Source organism: Pseudomonas sp. GW456-L12 (assembly GCF_059424045.1).
Window position 1 is genome coordinate 173,449 of the sequence record NZ_JBWKZA010000001.1, and the last position, 18,194, is coordinate 191,642.

The window sequence follows — 18,194 nt, forward strand, 5'->3', positions numbered from 1 at the left end:
ATGCCCCCGACCCTGACCAAACCCCTGGCACCTTCCTGGGTCAGCCGATTCAAGGAACAAGCCCTGGAGCGTGGCCGCCGCTACGCCCTGGAGAACCGCGTCAGGATCGTCCAGGCCGGCGACAGCGTCATCACCGCCAGTTGCGAGGGTTCGGGGGGCAACGTCTATCGACAGACCATCAGCCTGCGCGAGTCGGCCAAGAACACCTTGCTGATGGTCGAAGCCTCCTGCACCTGCCCGGTGCGCAGTAATTGCAAACACATTGCCGCGGTGCTGCTGAAAATCGAGGAGACCCTGGCCTACCCGGCGGCGGCGAAAGACGCCGAGCTGCTGGAAAAACTCCAGGCCGTCCTGGAAAACCGCAGCCCTGCCCCGCTGCCACAACAGATCGTCGACAATGTGCAACCGGTGCCCCGGTTGTGGCTGGCCAGTATTGAGTTCAGCGCCTTCGAACCGCGCAACGGCAAGATGCAGCGCTACATCCAGCACCGTGCCGCGCTGTCGTTCAGCTATCTGGAGGAATACGTCAGCGGGCAGAAAAACGCCGACGTGGTGATTCGCCAGGAACACCAGACCCTGCGCATCAGGCGCCAGCCGGAAGTCGAACAACGCTATCGCGAACAGCTGCGGGCGCTGGGTTTCAAGATTGCCACCCGGCAAAGCAAAGCCCTGCCGGAAAGCGCCGGCGAGCTGTATGAAATGGTCAATGACAGCGCCTGGCTGACCTTCACCCTCAACGAACTGCCCAAGCTGCGCACCCAGGGCTGGGAGCTGCAGATCGACGACGACTTCGGCTTCGACCTGACCGCCGTGGACGACTGGTACGCCACGGTGGACGAAGCGCCGGGGCGCGACTGGTTCGACCTGGAACTGGGCATCATCGTCAACGGCGAGCGCCTGAGCCTGTTGCCGATCCTGCTCAACCTGATGCGCTCCCACACCGAGATCCTCAACCCGGAGCGCCTGGCCAGACGCCGCGACGACGAGCTGATCCTGGTGAACATTCCCGGGCGCCCCAACTCGCCCAACGGCCCCCTGCAAGTGGCGCTGCCCTATGGCCGGCTGAAGCCGGTGCTGGCCACCCTGGGCGAGTTCTATCTGCAGGAACCCGGCGAAACCACACTGCGCCTGAGCAGTGCCGACGCGACCCGCCTCAATCCGCTGGAAGACCTGCCCCTGCTCTGGGAAGGCGGCGAACACATCCGCTCCTTCGCCCAGCGGCTGCGCGACATCAAGGACTACTCGGCCCCCCCGCCGGCGGGCCTGAACGCCACGCTGCGCCCCTATCAGCTCGAAGGCCTGAGCTGGATGCAGTCCCTGCGCCAGCTGGAAGTCGGTGGCATCCTGGCCGACGACATGGGCCTGGGCAAAACCCTGCAGACCCTGGCCCATGTGCTCAGCGAAAAGAACGCCGGGCGCCTGGACCGGCCGTGCATGGTGGTGATGCCCACCAGCCTGATCCCCAACTGGCTCGACGAGGCGGCGCACTTCACGCCGCAACTCAAGGTCCTGGCCCTGTATGGCGCCGGCCGCCATAAGCACTTCGCCCGGCTGAGCGACTACGACCTGATCCTGACCACCTACGCGCTGCTGCCCAAGGATGTCGAGCAACTTGCCGCCCTGCCCCTGCATGTCCTGGTGCTGGATGAGGCGCAATACATCAAGAACCCGTCAAGCAAGGCGGCCCAGGCCGCGCGCGCGCTCAATGCCCGGCAGCGCCTGTGCCTGAGCGGCACGCCGCTGGAGAATCACCTGGGCGAGCTGTGGTCGCTGTTCCATTTCCTGTTGCCCGGCTGGCTGGGGGACGTGAAGAGCTTCAATCGCGATTACCGCGTGCCGATCGAAAGGCACGCCAGCGAAGTACGCCTGCAGCACCTCAATGGGCGGATCAAGCCCTTCCTGCTGCGCCGCACCAAGGAACAGGTGGCCACCGAACTGCCGCCCAAGACCGAGATCATCCATTGGGTGGAGCTCAATGAAGCCCAGCGCGATGTGTACGAAACCATGCGCCTGGCCATGGACAAGAAAGTCCGCGACGAGATCACCCGCAAGGGCGTGGCCCGCAGCCAGATCATCATTCTTGAAGCGTTGCTGAAACTGCGCCAGGTGTGCTGCGACCTGCGCCTGGTCAACGAAGACGCGGTGCCGGCGCGAGGCAGCTCCTCCGGCAAGCTCGACAGCCTGATGGAGATGCTCGAGGAACTGTTCGACGAGGGTCGGCGCATCCTGCTGTTCTCGCAATTCACCTCGATGCTGAGCCTGATCGAAGCCGAACTGAAGCGCCGCAATGTCGCCTACGCCCTGCTGACCGGACAGACTCGCGATCGCCGCACGCCGGTCAGGGACTTCCAGGGCGGCAAGTTGCAGATCTTCCTGATCAGCCTGAAAGCCGGCGGCGTCGGCCTCAACCTGACCGAAGCCGACACCGTGATCCACTACGACCCCTGGTGGAACCCGGCCACGGAAAACCAGGCCACCGACCGCGCCTATCGGATCGGCCAGGAGAAGCCGGTGTTCGTCTACAAGCTGATTGCCCGCGGCACGGTGGAAGAGAAAATCCAGCACCTGCAGCAGGAGAAATCCGACCTGGCGGCGGGCGTGCTGGATGGGCGCAAGGCCGGGGACTGGAAGCTGCAGAGCGAAGACATTGAAGCCCTCTTCGCCCCGCTGCCCGACAAGAAAGGCGGACGCTGATCTGGAGCCGCTGGCGCAGCCTGCGATCGGCTGAGCAGCAGACGTAAAGCCTCACGATGTTTCAGTAATATCCCAGACTCAGGTTTTGCGAGCGCTGCGCGCTCGATCGCAGCCTGCGGCAGCGGCTACAGGTTTGCTGCGAGGATTCGCGCCAACGTCGATTTCACCTTACCCATGCCGTCCTGCAACGCCTGCTCGATCTCGGCCATGGTAATCACCGCAGCGGACTTGCCCGCCGCGGGGTTCACCACCAGCGCCAGGCAGGCGTAATCCAGCTCCAGCTCACGGGCCAGCGCCGCTTCCGGCATGCCGGTCATGCCGACGATGTCGCAGCCGTCACGCTCCAGGCGGGTGATCTCCGCCACGGTTTCCAGGCGCGGCCCCTGGGTGCAGGCGTACACACCCTGGCTGCTGAATTCGCGGCCTTCGGCGGTCAGTGCGGCGATCAATTGCTGGCGCAGCGACTCGCTGTAGGGATAGCTGAAGTCGATGTGGGTGACCTGCTCCAGGTCGTCGGCAAAATAGGTGTGCTCGCGACCGCTGGTGTAGTCGATCAGCTGATGCGGCACGCAGAAATGCCCGGAACCCATCGCCGGATGAATGCCACCCACCGCGTTGACCGCCAGAATCGCCTCGGCGCCAGCCTGCTTCAGCGCCCAGAGATTGGCCCGATAGTTCACCTGATGCGGCGGGAAGCGATGGGGATGACCGTGACGCGCCAGAAACAGCACCTCGCGCCCGGCGTATTCACCCTTCTGGATATCCGCCGACGGAGCGCCATAGGGCGTATCCAGGGGCAAGGATTGGTGAATGCTCAAGCCTTCGAGCCGGGTCAGGCCGGTACCGCCGATAATCGCGTAAACCGTCATCGCAAAAGCCCTTAATCGATCAGTTGGGCATCTTTGAGGGCGCCGAGCGCCGTCAGCCAACGCGGATCCTGACGATAGTCGGTGCAGGCAAACGCCTGGCCACGCATCCGCGCAATACGCGCCGACGGCGTCACTTTCAGACGCTGGGCCGCGCTCAGGGCCAGCTCGGCCGCCGCCCGGTCGTTGCACACCAGGCCCATGTCGCAACCGGCCGACAGCGCCGCTTCGATCCGGCTCGCGGCATCGCCCACCACATGGGCACCGGCCATCGACAGATCGTCACTGAAGATGACACCGTCGAACTGCAATTCACCGCGCAGGATCTCCTGCAACCAACGGCGGGAGAACCCGGCTGGCTGGGCATCGACCTGAGGGTAGATGACGTGGGCCGGCATCACCGCCGCCAGCTGCTTGCTCAGGCGCGCGAAAGGCACCAGGTCCTTGGCGCGAATCTCGTCAAGGCTGCGCTCGTCATTGGGGATCGCCACATGGGAGTCCGCCTCGGCCCAGCCGTGCCCGGGAAAATGCTTGCCCGTGGCCGCCATGCCGGCGCTGTTCATGCCACGGATAAAGGCGCCTGCCAGCAAGGCGGCGCGCTCGGGATCGCCCTCGAAGGAACGGGTGCCCACCACGGCGCTGCGCTGATGATCGAGGTCCAGCACCGGCGCGAAGCTCAGGTCCAGGCCGACGGCCAGCACTTCGGTGGCCATGATCCAGCCGCACTGCTCGGCCAGGTACTCGGCATTCGAGTTGTCGGCAATGGCGCGCATGGCCGGCAGCCGCACGAAGCCCTGGCGCAGGCGTTGCACGCGACCGCCTTCCTGGTCCACCGCCAGCAGCAGGTCCGGGCGAATCGCCCGGATGGACGCGCTCAGCTCACGCACCTGCCGCGGATGCTCGATATTGCGGGCAAAGATGATCAGCCCACCCACTTCGGGCTGGCGCAGGAGTTGGCGATCTTCAGCCGTCAGCCAGGTACCGGCGACATCCACCATCAAGGAGCCTTGCAGGCCTGTGGTCATAGCAATTCCTTAGTAACGAAGTGCGCGCACGGCACCGCAAAGTGTGCTGGCGTGGCGCAGACGCACGAGTCCATTGCCGGCGGCAAGGCCCGGCAAGCGACGATCGGCGAAGGGTATGAAGAGAAGTAGGAAACAAGAGTCGACATGGGCGGCTAGCTTAGCGGATGTAAGCTGCCGCGCCCACCCGGACGGTCAGGCCTTGGCGACCGCCGGAGTCGATTTGCTGCGCGGCTTGAGCTGCGCCGTGGCCATGGCATCGTCGGTGACGCCGGTTTCGGCGCGCATGCCGGCCGCAAGGAATGGCACCATCAGGCGCATTACCTGCTCGATCGAGGTATTGACCCCGAAGTCGGTCTCGGCAATCGCACGCAAGGCCTTGATCCCCGACATGCTGAAAGCCGCCGCTCCCAGCATGAAGTGCACACGCCAGAACAGTTCGATCGGTGGGATACGCGGCGCGGCTTCGTTGACCAGCAGCATGTAGCGGCGGAACACCTTGCCGTACATGTCTTCCAGATAACGTCGCAGGTGCCCCTGGCTCTGGCTGAAGGCCAGGCCCAGAAGGCGCATGAAAATGGACAGGTCGTTGCCGCTGCGAGGCTGGACTACCAGGGCCTGCTCGACGAGGATTTCCAGCAGCTCTTCGAGGCCTGGCTTGCTGTCCGGCTTGGCCGAACGCCGCTCCAGCTCACGGTCGAGGCTGACGCAGAACGGCCCGAGGAAGCGAGAGAACACCGCCTGGATCAGGGCCTTCTTGGAGCCGAAATGATAATTCACCGCCGCCAGGTTGACCCCGGCCTTGCTGGTGATCAGCCGCAATGAGGTTTCGGCAAAACCTTTTTCCGCGAACAACTGCTCGGCAGCATCGAGAATGCGTTCAACGGTTTCCGACTGGGCCATGGCTACTCCGCCTGACAAACACTTGTTTGAAACATACGTTTCAGCCCCAGCCTTGTCAAGCCTGCCTGTCCGTTTTGCGGCCGGTCAGTCAGCTATTTAATCATACCTGCCGCTTCCTGTAGCCAGCCACACGACACCAGGCATGCGCAGCGGCGACCCGACCGTCCAGCGGCGATTGGAAAAAGGAGGATTGCCAAGCGGCATTCACTGTATATAATTCCAGTCACTGTATAAAAAGACAGAGCGATCGATATGCTAAAACTGACGCCACGCCAAGCTGAGATTCTGGCTTTTATCAAACGTTGCCTCGAAGACAACGGCTACCCACCGACCCGCGCGGAAATCGCCCAGGAACTGGGTTTCAAGTCGCCCAACGCCGCTGAAGAACACCTCAAGGCGCTGGCCCGCAAGGGCGCGATCGAAATGACTCCAGGCGCCTCCCGCGGCATTCGCATCCCGGGGTTCGAAGCCAAGCCCGACGACTCCAGCCTGCCCATCATCGGCCGGGTTGCCGCCGGTGCTCCAATTCTCGCCGAGCAGCACATCGAAGAGTCCTGCAACATCAATCCGGCCTTCTTCCATCCACGTGCCGACTACCTGCTGCGAGTTCACGGCATGAGCATGAAGGACATCGGCATCTTCGACGGCGACCTGCTGGCCGTGCATACCACTCGCGAGGCCCGCAACGGCCAGGTCGTCGTCGCCCGCATTGGCGACGAAGTCACCGTGAAACGCTTCAAGCGCGAAGGCAGCAAAGTCTGGCTGATTGCCGAAAACCCTGAGTTCGCCCCTATCGAAGTCAACCTGAAAGATCAGGACCTGGTGATCGAAGGCTTGAGTGTCGGCGTCATTCGCCGCTAAAGGAGGCTGTATGCAGTTCCCTCACACACCACAGCATGCACAACTGCCACTGTTCGAAGCGTTCATGGCCCAACCCCTGGCGCCTATCCTCAAAGAGGTCGTCGAATCGCCCTGGAGTAACGAACCGGAAGCCTTCAGTGAACTGTCGTTACGCGGTGCCGCCGGGAACTGCCTGAGCCTGCTGGCGCCCATCCTCAGGGAACTGAGCCAGGACCAGGACGCGCGCTGGCTGACATTGATTGCCCCGCCGGCCAGCCTGACCCAGACCTGGTTGCGCGATGCCGGCCTGAACCGCGAACGAATTCTGCTGCTGCACCCGCGCGGCGCCCAAAGCGCGCAACAACTGGCTTGCGAGGCGCTGCGCCTGGGACGCAGCCACACCGTTGTCAGCTGGCTCAACCCGTTGAACAGCAGCGCCCGTCAACAGCTCATCAGCGCAGCCCGCACGGGCGACGCACAAAGCCTGAATATTCGTCTGGGCTGACCGCTAGAAGCGTCGATGGACACGCTTGAATGACACAAGGCTTCTCTAGGATTGAGAAGCCGAAAGGAGGCGACGAACGACAGCAAAAAAACCGACAAACGGACTCAGTGAAGAATCCGTGGCCCCTCTTCTTTCTCCAATTCGCCTTCAACCAGGCGACCCGCCATCTGCACACCCACGCTCAACATGGCCTTGGCCACCTCGACATGCTGGCCTTGCAAGAAGGCTTTGGCATCCTCTGAAAAGTCCAGAGTGACCAGAGAACCCTCGTCCTCGGCCCTGCGCAGCTCGATACGACCGTCTGGCAATTCGACAATTTCTAGAAAGGACGTTGGCATAAAGGTCTGTTCTCCACGAAAGGCCGGGATTATATCAGTCATCACCCCGACCTCGCGCGGGCCCAAACGGTTTTCTTTATTGGCCTGGCGTTACAAACAGGCATTTGCCATCAGAAATTCGGCTTGTAATCAAAACTCGCGGCGGCTTCCTTATCGGAAAACGGCGTAATAGCCTGCTTCTTGTTGATGACCGCGCTGACCATCGAACTGGGGAACATCTGGATGCAGTTATTGAACGCCCACGCATCTTGAATGATGGGTCGTACTAGCGGCGGCTCAACACTCATTCAGGCCGTCACGGAAGCGAATCGCCAAAGCCTTGAGGTTCTGACGCCATTGCTCCAGCTCTTCCCGGCTCAGCTGCGGTGCCTGCTCTTCTTCATCGAGGTTCACTGCGACAATCAACGGCTGGGTGACATCGCCCTTGGGTTTATGCGGCACCCGCGGTGGCTGGAACATCGCCGAATGGGCTGCCAGCAGCTTCGCCAGCCAGGTCTCCGGGTTATGGGCCAGCTCCACCAGCTCGGCCAGTTCGGGGATGGCGATGCTTTCCAGCACCTCACGGGTCAGCAGTAGCTCCGCGCGGGGCGCATTGGCCTGTGGGAGGCGATAGAAGCCGGCGATTTCATGGCACAAGCCAAGCAGCGCACCGTACAGGTGAAACAACACTGACTCTCGTCCCGCCTGCACCAGCGCCTGAGCATTCATTGCCCCGCCCGCTTCGGCTCGCGCCAAGGCTTCCAGCGACAGGCCGGCGAAATAAATTTTCTGGTTGGTACGGGTATAGAGTTCGTGGGCCATGACGGCAATCTCCACAACGAATAGATACAGCAGGCTGGCCTTACAGTGTCATGGAACACTCCAGCCCACCGCAAGCCCAAAAGAAAGGCCGCGTACCCTTGAGAGGTTTACGCGGCCTTTTCAGAAGCGTCCGATGCGGACCTTAACGCTTGTCTTCGACCTTCCAGCTACCACCGTCGTAGAACGCGCGCCAACCAGTCGGCTTGCCGTCGACTTCGGTCTGCACGTACTGCTCCTTGGTCTTGCGGCTGTAACGGATCACCGCCGGGCGACCGTCCGGGTCCTTCTTCGGCGCTTCGCAGAGGAAGTGATACTTCGGATCGATCTCGTCCTTGTGCGGGATCAGCTCAAGCACCAGCGGTGCGCGGGTTTCACGGTTTTTCGGGAACTGGCTGGCCGCCAGGAACAGACCCGATGCCCCGTCGCGCAGGATGTAGGTGTCGTTGACCTTCTCGCATTTCAGCTCGGGCATCTTCACCGGATCCATCTTCGGTGGTGCCGCGTCACCGCTCTTGAGCAGCTTGCGGGTGTTCTTGCAGGTCGGGTTGGTGCACCCGAAGAACTTGCCGAAACGGCCGGTCTTGAGCTGCATCTCGCTGCCGCACTTGTCGCATTCCAGGCTCGGACCTTCGTAGCCCTTGATGCGATAGCTGCCCTCTTCGATCTCATAGCCCGCGCAATCCGGGTTGTTACCGCAGATGTGCAGCTTGCGTTTCTCGTCCAGCAGATAGGCGTCCATCGCCGTGCTGCAGATCGGGCAACGGTGCTTGCCGCGCAGTACCAGCGACTCGGATTCACCCTCGTCGTCCGCGGCGATCTCATCGCCCGGCACCAGGTTGACGGTAGCCTTGCAGCGTTCTTTCGGCGGCAGGCTGTAACCCGAACAACCGAGGAATACACCAGTGGACGCGGTGCGAATCTGCATCGGACGGCCACAGGTGAGGCACGGGATATCGGTCATCACCGGCTGGTTGGCGCGCATGCCGCTGTCGCTGCCTTCGGCCACTTCGAGCTTCTTCTTGAAGTCGCCGTAGAACTCGTCGAGGACGTTTTTCCAATCGCGCTCGCCCTGGGCCACGTCATCGAGGTGCTCTTCCATCCCGGCGGTGAAGCCGTAGTCCATCAGGTTGGAGAAGCTCTCGGACAGACGCTCGGTGACGATGTCGCCCATCTTTTCCGAATAGAAACGACGGTTGTGCAACGCCACGTAGCCGCGATCCTGGATGGTGGAAATGATCGCCGCGTAGGTCGAAGGACGACCGATGCCACGTTTTTCCATTTCCTTGACCAGGCTGGCTTCGGAGTAACGCGCCGGCGGCTTGGTGAAGTGCTGGCTCGGATCGAGCTTGATCAGTTTCAGCACATCGCCCTGCGCCATGTCCGGCAGGACATCATCATCGCCCGGCTTGCTCATCTGCGGCATGACCCGGGTGTAACCGTCGAACTTGAGGATGCGGCCCTTGGCACGCAGCTCGAAGCCGCCAGCGGCGACGCTGACGGTGGTCGACAGGTATTGCGCCGGCAGCATCTGGCAGGCCACGAACTGGCGCCAGATCAGCTCGTAGAGCCGCTCGGCGTCACGCTCCATGCCCGACAGCTTGCTTGGATGGGTGTTCACGTCGGACGGACGAATCGCTTCGTGCGCCTCCTGGGCCCCTTCCTTGCTGCTGTAGAAGTTCGGCGAGGACGGCAGGTATTTGTTGCCGAACTCTTCTTCGATATAGGTCCGCGCCATCGTCAGGGCATCAGCCGAGAGGTTGGTCGAGTCGGTACGCATATAAGTGATGTAGCCGGCTTCATACAGACGCTGGGCCATCATCATGGTTTTCTTCACCCCGAAGCCCAGGCGGTTGCTCGCGGCCTGCTGCAGGGTGGAAGTAATGAAGGGGGCCGACGGCTTGCTGCTGGTCGGTTTGTCTTCGCGCTTGGCGATGGTGTAGGTCGACGCCTTGAGCTTCTCCAGCGCCGCCATGGCCTGGGCTTCGTTCAGCGGCTTGAAGGCCTCGCCGTTTTCCCGCGCCACTTCGAAGCGCACATTGGCGCCCTTGGCGGTGCCGAGGTCGGCATGAACTTCCCAGTACTCTTCAGGGATGAAGGCACGAATTTCGCGCTCACGCTCCACCACCAGCTTCACCGCCACCGATTGCACGCGACCGGCAGACAGGCCACGGGCGATTTTCGCCCACAGCAGCGGCGAGACCATGTAACCCACCACGCGGTCGAGGAAACGACGCGCCTGCTGAGCGTTGACCCGATCGATATCCAGCTCGCCCGGCTGGGAGAAGGCTTCCTGGATCGCCTTCTTGGTGATTTCGTTGAACACCACGCGCTTGTAGCGGCTGTCATCCCCACCAATGGCTTCCCGCAGGTGCCAGGCAATGGCCTCCCCTTCGCGGTCCAAGTCCGTTGCGAGATAGATGGTGTCAGCATCCTTGGCGAGCCGGCGCAGCTCTTCGATGACTTTTTCCTTGCCTGGAAGGATCTCATACTTGGCTTTCCAGCCGTGGTCCGGATCGACTCCCATGCGCGAGACCAGCTGCTTGCGCGCCTTCTCCTTGGCCGACAGCGCCGGTGCTTCACCAGCAGCCGCCTTGCCACGCTTGGCGGCAGGCTCTTTGGCGGCGCTCGCCGAACCACTGGTGGGCAGGTCTCGGATATGGCCGATACTCGACTTCACCACGTATTGGTTACCCAAGTACTTGTTGATGGTCTTGGCCTTAGCCGGGGATTCCACAATGACCAGCGATTTGCCCATGGATCGGAAAATTCCTGAATTCGAGAAGTGAGAGGCGGTTGGCGCCTGACGCGGCACCGCTATATATAGTGGCAACAAGGTGAGGTCAAGCGCAGGGTTCTGCGCGACCTCAGCTTAAGGCTGCGAAAAAAGACTGGGTTCGGCCTGCACCAAAGCAAAGCGTGGCACCTGCTCGCCGTCAACCTCGACCGACTCCAGGAACATGCTCAAGGGGCGCACCCAAAAGCCGTAATCGCCATACAGGGCTTGATAGAACACTACTTCCTCTTCCGTCTCGGAATGCCGCGCCACGCTGAAAACGCGGTACTGCGGTCCCTTGTAATGCTGATAGAGCCCGGGTTGTAATTGCATGTTCTGGCCCTCGTGCAAAATAAAAAATAATAAATCTTCAGAAAAACAAAAACCGGGGCACTGGGCCCCGGCTTCCATCAACGCAACGCTTAAACGCGTTCGAAGACAGTGGCAATGCCCTGGCCAAGGCCAATGCACATGGTGGACACGCCAAAGGTGCCGCCATTCTGCTTCATGACATTGAGCAAGGTGCCGGAGATACGCGCACCGGAACAGCCGAATGGGTGACCCAGGGCGATCGCGCCGCCGTGCAGGTTAACCTTCTCGTTCATCTTGTCGAGCACTTTCAAATCTTTCAGCACCGGCAGAGCCTGCGCCGCGAAAGCTTCGTTGAGCTCGAAGAAGTCGATATCGGTGATTCCCAGGCCCGCGCGCTTCAGTGCTTTCTGCGTGGCCGGTACTGGACCATAGCCCATGATCGCCGGATCCACACCCGCCACCGCCATCGAGCGGATCACCGCCAGCGGCTGGATACCCAGGTCCTGGGCACGCTGCGCCGACATCACGATCATGCACGAAGCACCGTCGGTGATCTGCGACGAAGTACCGGCCGTCACGGTGCCGCCCTTCGGATTGAAGGCCGGCTTGAGGGCCGCCAGGCTTTCCAGGGTGGTCTCGGGACGAATGGTTTCGTCGTAGTCGAACAGTTTCAGGAAACCGTTCTCGTCGTAACCCTGCATCGGGATGATTTCGTCCTTGAACTTGCCTTCCACCGTCGCCTTGTGGGCGAGTTGGTGGGAGCGCAGGCCAAAGGCATCCTGTTGCTCACGGGTAATGCCGTGCATCTTGCCGAGCATCTCGGCGGTCAGGCCCATCATGCCCGAGGCTTTCGCCGCGTACAGGGACATGTGCGGGTTCGGGTCGACGCCATGCATCATGCTCACGTGGCCCATGTGCTCGACGCCACCCACCACGAAGACGTCACCGTTGCCGGTCATGATCGCCTGCGCGGCGGTGTGCAGCGCGCTCATCGACGAGCCACACAGACGGCTGACGGTCTGGCCGGCCGAGGTGTGCGGGATCTGGGTCATCAGCGACGCCATGCGCGCGATGTTCCAGCCCTGCTCCAGGGTCTGGTTCACACAGCCCCAGATCACGTCCTCGACTTCCGCCGGATCGACCTTGGCGTTGCGTTCCAGCAATTTGCTGATCAGGTGCGCCGACATGTCTTCGGCGCGGGTGTTGCGGTGCATGCCGCCCTTGGAGCGGCCCATCGGAGTACGACCGAAGTCGACAATCACGACGTCTCTAGGATTCAAGCTCATATATTCACTCTCGCTCTAGTAGGGGGCGCTTAACCGAAGAAGCTCTGGCCGTTCTTGGCCATCTCGCGCAGCTTCGCGGTCGGGTGGTACAGCGCGCCCAGATCGGCGTACTGGTCGGCCAGGGCAACGAACTCGGCAACACCGATCGAGTCGATGTAGCGCAGCGCACCACCACGGAATGGAGGGAAACCAATACCGTATACCAGGCCCATGTCGGCTTCGGCCGCGGTTTCGACGATGCCGTCTTCCAGGCAACGAACGGTTTCCAGGCACAGCGGGATCATCATCCAGTTGACGATATCCTCGTCAGTGACTTCACGCTGCTCGTACACGATAGGCTTGAGCACTTCCAGCACCGACGGGTCGGCCACCTTCTTCTGCTTGCCTTTCTTGTCGGCCTCGTAGGCGTAGAAACCCTTGCCGTTCTTCTGACCCAGGCGCTTGGCTTCGTAGAGCACATCGATAGCCGAACGACGGTCGTCTTTCATACGATCCGGGAAACCTTCGGCCATCACGTCACGACCGTGGTGACCGGTGTCGATACCGACCACGTCCATCAGGTACGCCGGGCCCATCGGCCAGCCGAATTTTTCCATGACCTTGTCGATGCGCACGAAGTCCACGCCGGCGCTGACCAGCTTGGCGAAACCGCCGAAGTACGGGAACAGCACGCGGTTGACCAGGAAGCCCGGGCAGTCGTTGACCACGATCGGGTTCTTGCCCATTTTCTTGGCGTAGGCAACGGTGGTGGCCACGGCCAGCTCGCTGGACTTCTCGCCACGGATGACTTCGACCAGCGGCATCATGTGCACCGGGTTGAAGAAGTGCATGCCGACGAAGTTTTCCGGACGCTTGAGGGCCTTGGCCAGCAGGCTGATGGAAATGGTCGAGGTGTTCGAAGCGAGGATAGTGTCCTCCTTGACCTGGTCTTCGACTTCGGCCAGAACCGCTTGCTTGACCTTAGGGTTCTCGACGACCGCCTCGACCACCAGGTCGACGTGGCCGAAGTCACCGTAGGACAGCGTTGGACGAATGCCGTTGAGCACTTCGGCCATCTTCGCCGCGGTCATGCGACCTTTATCGACACGGCCGACCAGCAGCTTGGCGGCTTCCGCCAGGCCTTGCTCGATACCGTGTTCGTTGATGTCTTTCATCAGGATCGGCGTGCCTTTGGACGCCGACTGGTAGGCGATTCCGCCCCCCATGATGCCGGCACCGAGTACGGCGGCCTGCTTCACATCGTGGGCGATTTCGTCGTAGGCCTTGGCCTTTTTCTTCAGTTCCTGGTCATTCAGGAACAGGCCGATCAGGCTCTGCGCAGCAGAGGTCTTGGCCAGTTTGACGAAGCCTGTTGCCTCGACTTCCAGCGCCTTGTCACGACCGAAGTTGGCGGCTTTCTGGATGGTCTTGATGGCTTCGACCGGCGCCGGGTAGTTCGGGCCAGCCTGGCCGGCGACAAAACCCTTGGCGGTTTCGAAGGACATCATCTGTTCGATGGCGTTGAGCTTGAGCTTTTCCAGCTTCGGCTGACGCTTGGCCTTGTAGTCGAACTCGCCGGAGATGGCGCGCTTGACGGTGGCCAGGGCCGCTTCATGCAGTTTTTCCGGAGCGACGACAGCGTCGACCGCACCGACTTTCAGTGCGTCTTCAGCACGGTTTTCCTTGCCGGCGGCAATCCATTCGATGGCGTTGTCGGCACCGATGATGCGTGGCAGGCGAACGGTACCGCCGAAGCCCGGGTAGATGCCCAGCTTGACTTCCGGCAGGCCGATCTTGGCGCTGGAGGACATGACGCGATAGTCAGCTGCCAGGCACATTTCCAGACCGCCGCCCAGCGCGATGCCATTGATCGCGGCAACGGTCGGAACGTTGAGGTCTTCGAAATCGCTGAAAATCTTGTTGGCTTCGAGGTTGCCTGCGACAAGCTCTGCATCCGGCAGCTTGAAGTTGTCGACAAATTCGGTGATGTCGGCGCCGACGATGAAGACGTCCTTGCCACTGCTGACGATCACACCCTTGACCGACGCATCTGCCTTGATGGCGTCCACGGCCGAACGCAATTCGTTCAGGGTAAGACGGTTGAACTTGTTGACGGACTCACCCTTGAGGTCGAAATTCAATTCGACGATGCCACTTTCAAGAGCCTTAACCGTGATGGCTTTACCTTCGTAAATCATCAACTGATCTCCACGATATGGAAGCTGAACAGTACACGTCGGACGCTAACTTCTGACTCGGCAACGACGTTTCCATCGATGCTACGCCAATCCGCCAGGCACACCCGCCAACGCGATAGTCGGGATTCTGGAAGAGCCGTCTGGTAATACAAACGCTCAATTCATACGCCCGTTTGATTTGGGTACGCCACATTCAGGCAAAATCCGACAATTGTCAATCGCCCAAAAGGTTGTTTGAAACGCGACTTCTTAGTCATTCCAGACGGGCACGCACCATCAACAAGCCTGCTCATCTCAGGACATTCATAGAATCAATCTTTAGAAAAGTCGCCCTAATACGTCGCCCCCATAACCGATTCGCGGCTACGCTGGCACAATCCTGGAGCAAAAATATGGATGCCTGGCCGAAAACCAGGCGTAAGATCAGCGACAACTCTCATCCCCCGCCGCTCAGAACCAGGGGATCAGAAAGGATTTACCGGCCTGCCTGGCCAACCCAGCCCGACCTTGTCGGGCTTTTTATTGCCTGCCTTTCAATAACCTGTGCCATTGCGGCGCAGGTCATGCTTCACGCCAGCGCCTTGAGCACCGCGGCAATGTCTTGCAAAACACTGGCTTCGCCACGTTCGCCCCAATACAAGACGATCATCTGCCGGTCGGCCTCGACCTTGAACACGTTGGCCGGCAGCGTGCGAAAGTGCTCGAGCAAGGCAGGATCCGCACAGGCTTCCCGCCATTGGTTGACCCACACGCCCGACGCACTTTGCCAGTAGGCCCAGCAGGCCGGTTGTGTGCCGCGCCGCGGCCGATGGTATTGCGCACAGGGGCTTGGAGGCTGCGGATCCATCCAGTGCGGCCACTCCTGAGGCGCCAGTTGCATGCCCAGGCCCATGCGGCGCGCCTCCATGCGCAGGGCGATCTGCCCGCTCTGGCGGCGCGACGGGCGCAGCCATGCCAGCGGGCTCAACACCACCGCGAGGATTGACACCACTATCCAGACCGTCATATCTGTACTCCCGATTCTTGATGAGCCGATTGATCCAGGTCGGAACCAATCCGCTTGAAACCAGCCATACTTGAAGCTATTGCAATCCTCAGGAGGAGCACCTCATGCCCTACCACCATATTCTGGTCGCCGTAGATCTAACCGAAGAGTGCGATCCTGTTATCCACCGGGCTCGCGAGCTGTCGGTCAGCAACAGCGCCAAATTGTCCCTGGTGCATATCGTCGAGCCGATGGCCATGGCGTTCGGCGGCGACGTACCGATGGACCTGTCCCAATTGCAACAGCAGCAGTTCGACCAGGCCAAGGAACGCCTCGATCGCCTCATCACCAAATACCCTGAGCTGTCCAAGGAATACAGCCACCTGACCTATGGCCAGCCACGCCAGGAAATCCATCATCTGGCCAAGGAACAGGAATGCGACCTGATCGTGGTCGGCAGCCATGGCCGGCACGGCCTGGCGCTGCTGCTGGGCTCGACCGCCAACGACGTGCTGCACGGCGCCCCTTGCGACGTGCTGGCCGTGCACCTGGTCAAACGCTGAGCCCGCCGGCGGAATTCTCCGCCCGCACCGGCCCTGCAAAAAGCCCGACATGAATGTCGGGCTTTTTTATTGCCGCCAGGTCACTCAGGCATCCAGCTCGGCCCAACGCTCGACCATCACATCCAGTTCAGCATTGAGCTGTTCCAACTGGGCGATGACCGCCGTGGTCTCGGCCGCAGGACGCTGATAGAAGCCAGCGTCGGCCATTTCCGCTTCCACGCTGGCGATCTGCTGCTCCATGGCTTCGATCTGGCCAGGCAACGCCTCGAGCTCGCGCTGCAACTTGTAGCTGAGCTTCTTCTTGACCGCAGGTGCTTCCTGTGCCGCGGCAGGTGCCGCCGCCACAGGCGCAACCACCGCCGAGTTCAGCTCGGCCTTGCCCGACTTGTTCTCGGTCACGCCCAGCAGGCGTGGCGAACCGCCTTGGCGCAACCAATCCTGATAACCGCCGACGTATTCGCGAACCTTGCCTTCACCTTCGAACACCAGGGTGCTGGTCACCACGTTATCGAGGAATGCCCGGTCGTGGCTGACCATCAGCACGGTGCCCTGGAAGGTCAGCAGCACTTCTTCCAGCAGCTCGAGGGTTTCCACGTCCAGGTCGTTGGTCGGTTCGTCGAGCACCAGCAGGTTGGCCGGTTTGCTGAACAGCTTGGCCAGCAACAAGCGAGCACGCTCGCCACCGGACAGCGCCTTGACCGGCGTGCGGGCACGCTGCGGGCTGAACAGGAAATCCCCCAGGTAGCTGAGCACGTGGCGGCTCTGGCCATCGATATCGATAAAGTCGCGACCTTCGGCGACGTTGTCGATCACGGTCTTTTCCAGGTCCAGCTGGTGACGCAGTTGGTCGAAGTAGGCCACGTCGATACGCGTCCCCTCCTCCACCTTGCCGCTGCTCGGCACCAGGCCGCCCAGCATCAGTTTGAGCAGCGTGGTCTTGCCGGTACCGTTGGCGCCCAGCAGGCCGATACGGTCGCCGCGCTGCAGGACCATGGAGAAATTCTTGACCAGGAACGGACCGCCCGGATGAGCGAAGCTCACGTCTTCAAGCACCATGACCTGCTTGCCGGACTTGTCGGCGGTTTCCAGCTGGATATTGGCCTTGCCGGTACGCTCGCGACGCTCGCTGCGCTCGACACGCAGGGCCTTGAGGGCACGCACGCGGCCTTCGTTACGGGTACGGCGGGCCTTGATGCCTTGGCGAATCCAGACTTCTTCCTGGGCCAGGCGCTTGTCGAACAGCGCGTTGGCCGTCTCTTCAGCCGCCAGCACGGCCTCCTTGTGCACCAGGAAGCTGGCGTAGTCGCCGTTCCAGTCGATCAGCCCACCACGGTCCAGCTCGAGAATCCGGGTCGCCAGGTTCTGCAGGAAGGAACGGTCGTGGGTAATAAAGAGGACGGCGCCCTGGAAGTCCTTCAGGGCTTCTTCCAGCCAGGCGATGGCGCCGATATCCAGGTGGTTGGTCGGTTCGTCGAGCAGCAGCAGGTCCGGCTCGGACACCAGGGCCTGGGCCAGCAGGACGCGACGACGCCAGCCACCGGACAACTCGGCGAGGGTCTTGTCGGCCGGCAACTGCAGGCGGCTCAGGGTGCTGTCCACCAGGGTCTGCAAGCGCCAGCCATCACGGGCTTCGAGGTCATGCTGGACGTGCATGAGCTTTTCCAGATCGGCATCGGTGACGATGTTCTGGCTCAGGTGGTGATACTGCGCCAGTAATTCGCCAACGCCATCGAGGCCCTGGGCGACCACGTCGAACACCGTCCGCTCGTCGGCCACCGGCAATTCCTGCGGCAATTCGCCGATTTTCAGACCGGGCGCGCGCCATACGGAACCGTCGTCGGGCTTCTGATCGCCCTTGACCAGCTTCAGCATGCTGGATTTGCCAGTGCCGTTGCGGCCGATGATGCACACCCGCTCACCACGGGCGATCTGCCAGGACACCTTGTCCAACAACGGCATAGCGCCGAACGCAAGGGACACATCGCTGAATTTGAGCAGGGTCATGAGCTTCTCCAAAAACCGGGCGCGCATTCTACCTGAGTTGAGGCCTCAGAAGGCCGGCATTTTCACTCCTGAAGCACCCTGAACAACATTTGCAGCGAACTGGCGACAAGAGGCCGGCAAAGCTT

The 18,194-nt window shown here is 61.4% G+C and carries 16 protein-coding genes; 4 read left to right on the forward strand and 12 right to left on the reverse strand.

Features of this window, described 5'->3' with window-relative positions; genetic code table 11:
- Positions 1-2,694 (forward strand): DEAD/DEAH box helicase, encoded by a 2,694-nt coding sequence (locus AC07Y9_RS01025; RefSeq protein WP_102678840.1) that lies wholly within the window; start codon positions 1-3, stop codon positions 2,692-2,694.
- A 125-nt stretch (positions 2,695-2,819) separates the two neighbouring features.
- Here the strand turns inward: AC07Y9_RS01025 and AC07Y9_RS01030 are convergent, their stop codons facing one another.
- From AC07Y9_RS01030 to AC07Y9_RS01040, 3 genes are all read right to left on the reverse strand, one after another.
- Complete coding sequence (locus AC07Y9_RS01030; protein WP_102678839.1) at positions 2,820-3,563, reverse strand: S-methyl-5'-thioinosine phosphorylase; 744 nt, start codon at positions 3,561-3,563, stop codon at positions 2,820-2,822.
- An 11-nt stretch (positions 3,564-3,574) separates the two neighbouring features.
- Positions 3,575-4,573, reverse strand: coding sequence for a beta-N-acetylhexosaminidase (nagZ, locus tag AC07Y9_RS01035; RefSeq protein WP_173679758.1), 999 nt, complete (start codon positions 4,571-4,573; stop codon positions 3,575-3,577).
- A 204-nt stretch (positions 4,574-4,777) separates the two neighbouring features.
- A complete protein-coding gene (locus AC07Y9_RS01040) occupies positions 4,778-5,485 on the reverse strand; it encodes a TetR/AcrR family transcriptional regulator (protein ID WP_102678837.1) in 708 nt (235 codons plus the stop codon).
- 252 nt (positions 5,486-5,737) lie between these two features.
- On the opposite strand from AC07Y9_RS01040, the gene lexA reads away from it, so the two are divergent.
- Complete coding sequence (gene lexA / locus AC07Y9_RS01045) at positions 5,738-6,346, forward strand: transcriptional repressor LexA (RefSeq protein WP_007921301.1); 609 nt, start codon at positions 5,738-5,740, stop codon at positions 6,344-6,346.
- 10 nt (positions 6,347-6,356) lie between these two features.
- Complete coding sequence (gene sulA / locus AC07Y9_RS01050) at positions 6,357-6,830, forward strand: SOS-induced cell division inhibitor SulA (RefSeq protein WP_102678836.1); 474 nt, start codon at positions 6,357-6,359, stop codon at positions 6,828-6,830.
- 104 nt (positions 6,831-6,934) lie between these two features.
- Here sulA and AC07Y9_RS01055 read toward each other — a convergent pair whose 3' ends face one another.
- The 8 genes from AC07Y9_RS01055 to AC07Y9_RS01090 form a co-directional block, all read right to left on the reverse strand.
- Positions 6,935-7,168: a hypothetical protein gene (locus AC07Y9_RS01055; protein ID WP_009042980.1), complete on the reverse strand. Its 234-nt coding sequence runs from the start codon at positions 7,166-7,168 to the stop codon at positions 6,935-6,937.
- Between the two features lie 110 nt (positions 7,169-7,278).
- Positions 7,279-7,455: a hypothetical protein gene (locus AC07Y9_RS01060; protein WP_256580872.1), complete on the reverse strand. Its 177-nt coding sequence runs from the start codon at positions 7,453-7,455 to the stop codon at positions 7,279-7,281.
- On the reverse strand, positions 7,445-7,969 hold the full coding sequence (locus AC07Y9_RS01065; protein ID WP_007921306.1) for a DUF6586 family protein: 525 nt from the start codon (positions 7,967-7,969) through the stop codon (positions 7,445-7,447). The genes AC07Y9_RS01060 and AC07Y9_RS01065 overlap by 11 nt, the downstream gene beginning before the upstream one ends.
- Before the next feature lie 142 nt (positions 7,970-8,111).
- Positions 8,112-10,724: a type I DNA topoisomerase gene (gene topA, locus AC07Y9_RS01070; protein ID WP_007921310.1), complete on the reverse strand. Its 2,613-nt coding sequence runs from the start codon at positions 10,722-10,724 to the stop codon at positions 8,112-8,114.
- A 114-nt stretch (positions 10,725-10,838) separates the two neighbouring features.
- Positions 10,839-11,075, reverse strand: coding sequence for a DUF1653 domain-containing protein (locus AC07Y9_RS01075; protein WP_007921312.1), 237 nt, complete (start codon positions 11,073-11,075; stop codon positions 10,839-10,841).
- 89 nt (positions 11,076-11,164) lie between these two features.
- Positions 11,165-12,340 carry an acetyl-CoA C-acyltransferase FadA gene (gene fadA, locus AC07Y9_RS01080; RefSeq protein WP_053260302.1) on the reverse strand — a complete coding sequence of 392 codons (1,176 nt, stop codon included), beginning with the start codon at positions 12,338-12,340 and terminating at the stop codon, positions 11,165-11,167.
- A gap of 29 nt (positions 12,341-12,369) precedes the next feature.
- Complete coding sequence (gene fadB, locus AC07Y9_RS01085) at positions 12,370-14,517, reverse strand: fatty acid oxidation complex subunit alpha FadB (RefSeq protein ID WP_096373502.1); 2,148 nt, start codon at positions 14,515-14,517, stop codon at positions 12,370-12,372.
- Positions 14,518-15,085: 568 nt separating this feature from the next.
- Positions 15,086-15,523 carry a hypothetical protein gene (locus AC07Y9_RS01090; protein ID WP_102678835.1) on the reverse strand — a complete coding sequence of 146 codons (438 nt, stop codon included), beginning with the start codon at positions 15,521-15,523 and terminating at the stop codon, positions 15,086-15,088.
- Positions 15,524-15,627: 104 nt separating this feature from the next.
- Here AC07Y9_RS01090 and AC07Y9_RS01095 point away from each other — a divergent pair, with 104 nt between their 5' ends.
- The gene (locus tag AC07Y9_RS01095) at positions 15,628-16,065 is read left to right on the forward strand and encodes a universal stress protein (protein WP_007921319.1); all 438 of its coding nucleotides are present in this window, start codon (positions 15,628-15,630) and stop codon (positions 16,063-16,065) included.
- 84 nt (positions 16,066-16,149) lie between these two features.
- Here the strand turns inward: AC07Y9_RS01095 and AC07Y9_RS01100 are convergent, their stop codons facing one another.
- Complete coding sequence (locus tag AC07Y9_RS01100; RefSeq protein WP_009047958.1) at positions 16,150-18,069, reverse strand: ATP-binding cassette domain-containing protein; 1,920 nt, start codon at positions 18,067-18,069, stop codon at positions 16,150-16,152.
- Positions 18,070-18,194 lie beyond the last annotated feature (125 nt).

What these genes read in the sequence shown, in the direction of transcription:
- AC07Y9_RS01025 (WP_102678840.1), top strand. Translation starts at nt 1, where the DNA reads ATGCCCCCGACCCTGACCAAACCCCTGGCACCTTCCTGGGTCAGCCGA.
- AC07Y9_RS01030 (WP_102678839.1), bottom strand. Translation starts at nt 3,563, where the DNA reads ATGACGGTTTACGCGATTATCGGCGGTACCGGCCTGACCCGGCTCGAA.
- AC07Y9_RS01040 (WP_102678837.1), bottom strand. Translation starts at nt 5,485, where the DNA reads ATGGCCCAGTCGGAAACCGTTGAACGCATTCTCGATGCTGCCGAGCAG.
- lexA (WP_007921301.1), top strand. Translation starts at nt 5,738, where the DNA reads ATGCTAAAACTGACGCCACGCCAAGCTGAGATTCTGGCTTTTATCAAA.
- sulA (WP_102678836.1), top strand. Translation starts at nt 6,357, where the DNA reads ATGCAGTTCCCTCACACACCACAGCATGCACAACTGCCACTGTTCGAA.
- AC07Y9_RS01055 (WP_009042980.1), bottom strand. Translation starts at nt 7,168, where the DNA reads ATGCCAACGTCCTTTCTAGAAATTGTCGAATTGCCAGACGGTCGTATC.
- AC07Y9_RS01060 (WP_256580872.1), bottom strand. Translation starts at nt 7,455, where the DNA reads ATGAGTGTTGAGCCGCCGCTAGTACGACCCATCATTCAAGATGCGTGG.
- AC07Y9_RS01065 (WP_007921306.1), bottom strand. Translation starts at nt 7,969, where the DNA reads ATGGCCCACGAACTCTATACCCGTACCAACCAGAAAATTTATTTCGCC.
- topA (WP_007921310.1), bottom strand. Translation starts at nt 10,724, where the DNA reads ATGGGCAAATCGCTGGTCATTGTGGAATCCCCGGCTAAGGCCAAGACC.
- AC07Y9_RS01075 (WP_007921312.1), bottom strand. Translation starts at nt 11,075, where the DNA reads ATGCAATTACAACCCGGGCTCTATCAGCATTACAAGGGACCGCAGTAC.
- fadA (WP_053260302.1), bottom strand. Translation starts at nt 12,340, where the DNA reads ATGAGCTTGAATCCTAGAGACGTCGTGATTGTCGACTTCGGTCGTACT.
- fadB (WP_096373502.1), bottom strand. Translation starts at nt 14,517, where the DNA reads ATGATTTACGAAGGTAAAGCCATCACGGTTAAGGCTCTTGAAAGTGGC.
- AC07Y9_RS01090 (WP_102678835.1), bottom strand. Translation starts at nt 15,523, where the DNA reads ATGACGGTCTGGATAGTGGTGTCAATCCTCGCGGTGGTGTTGAGCCCG.
- AC07Y9_RS01095 (WP_007921319.1), top strand. Translation starts at nt 15,628, where the DNA reads ATGCCCTACCACCATATTCTGGTCGCCGTAGATCTAACCGAAGAGTGC.
- AC07Y9_RS01100 (WP_009047958.1), bottom strand. Translation starts at nt 18,069, where the DNA reads ATGACCCTGCTCAAATTCAGCGATGTGTCCCTTGCGTTCGGCGCTATG.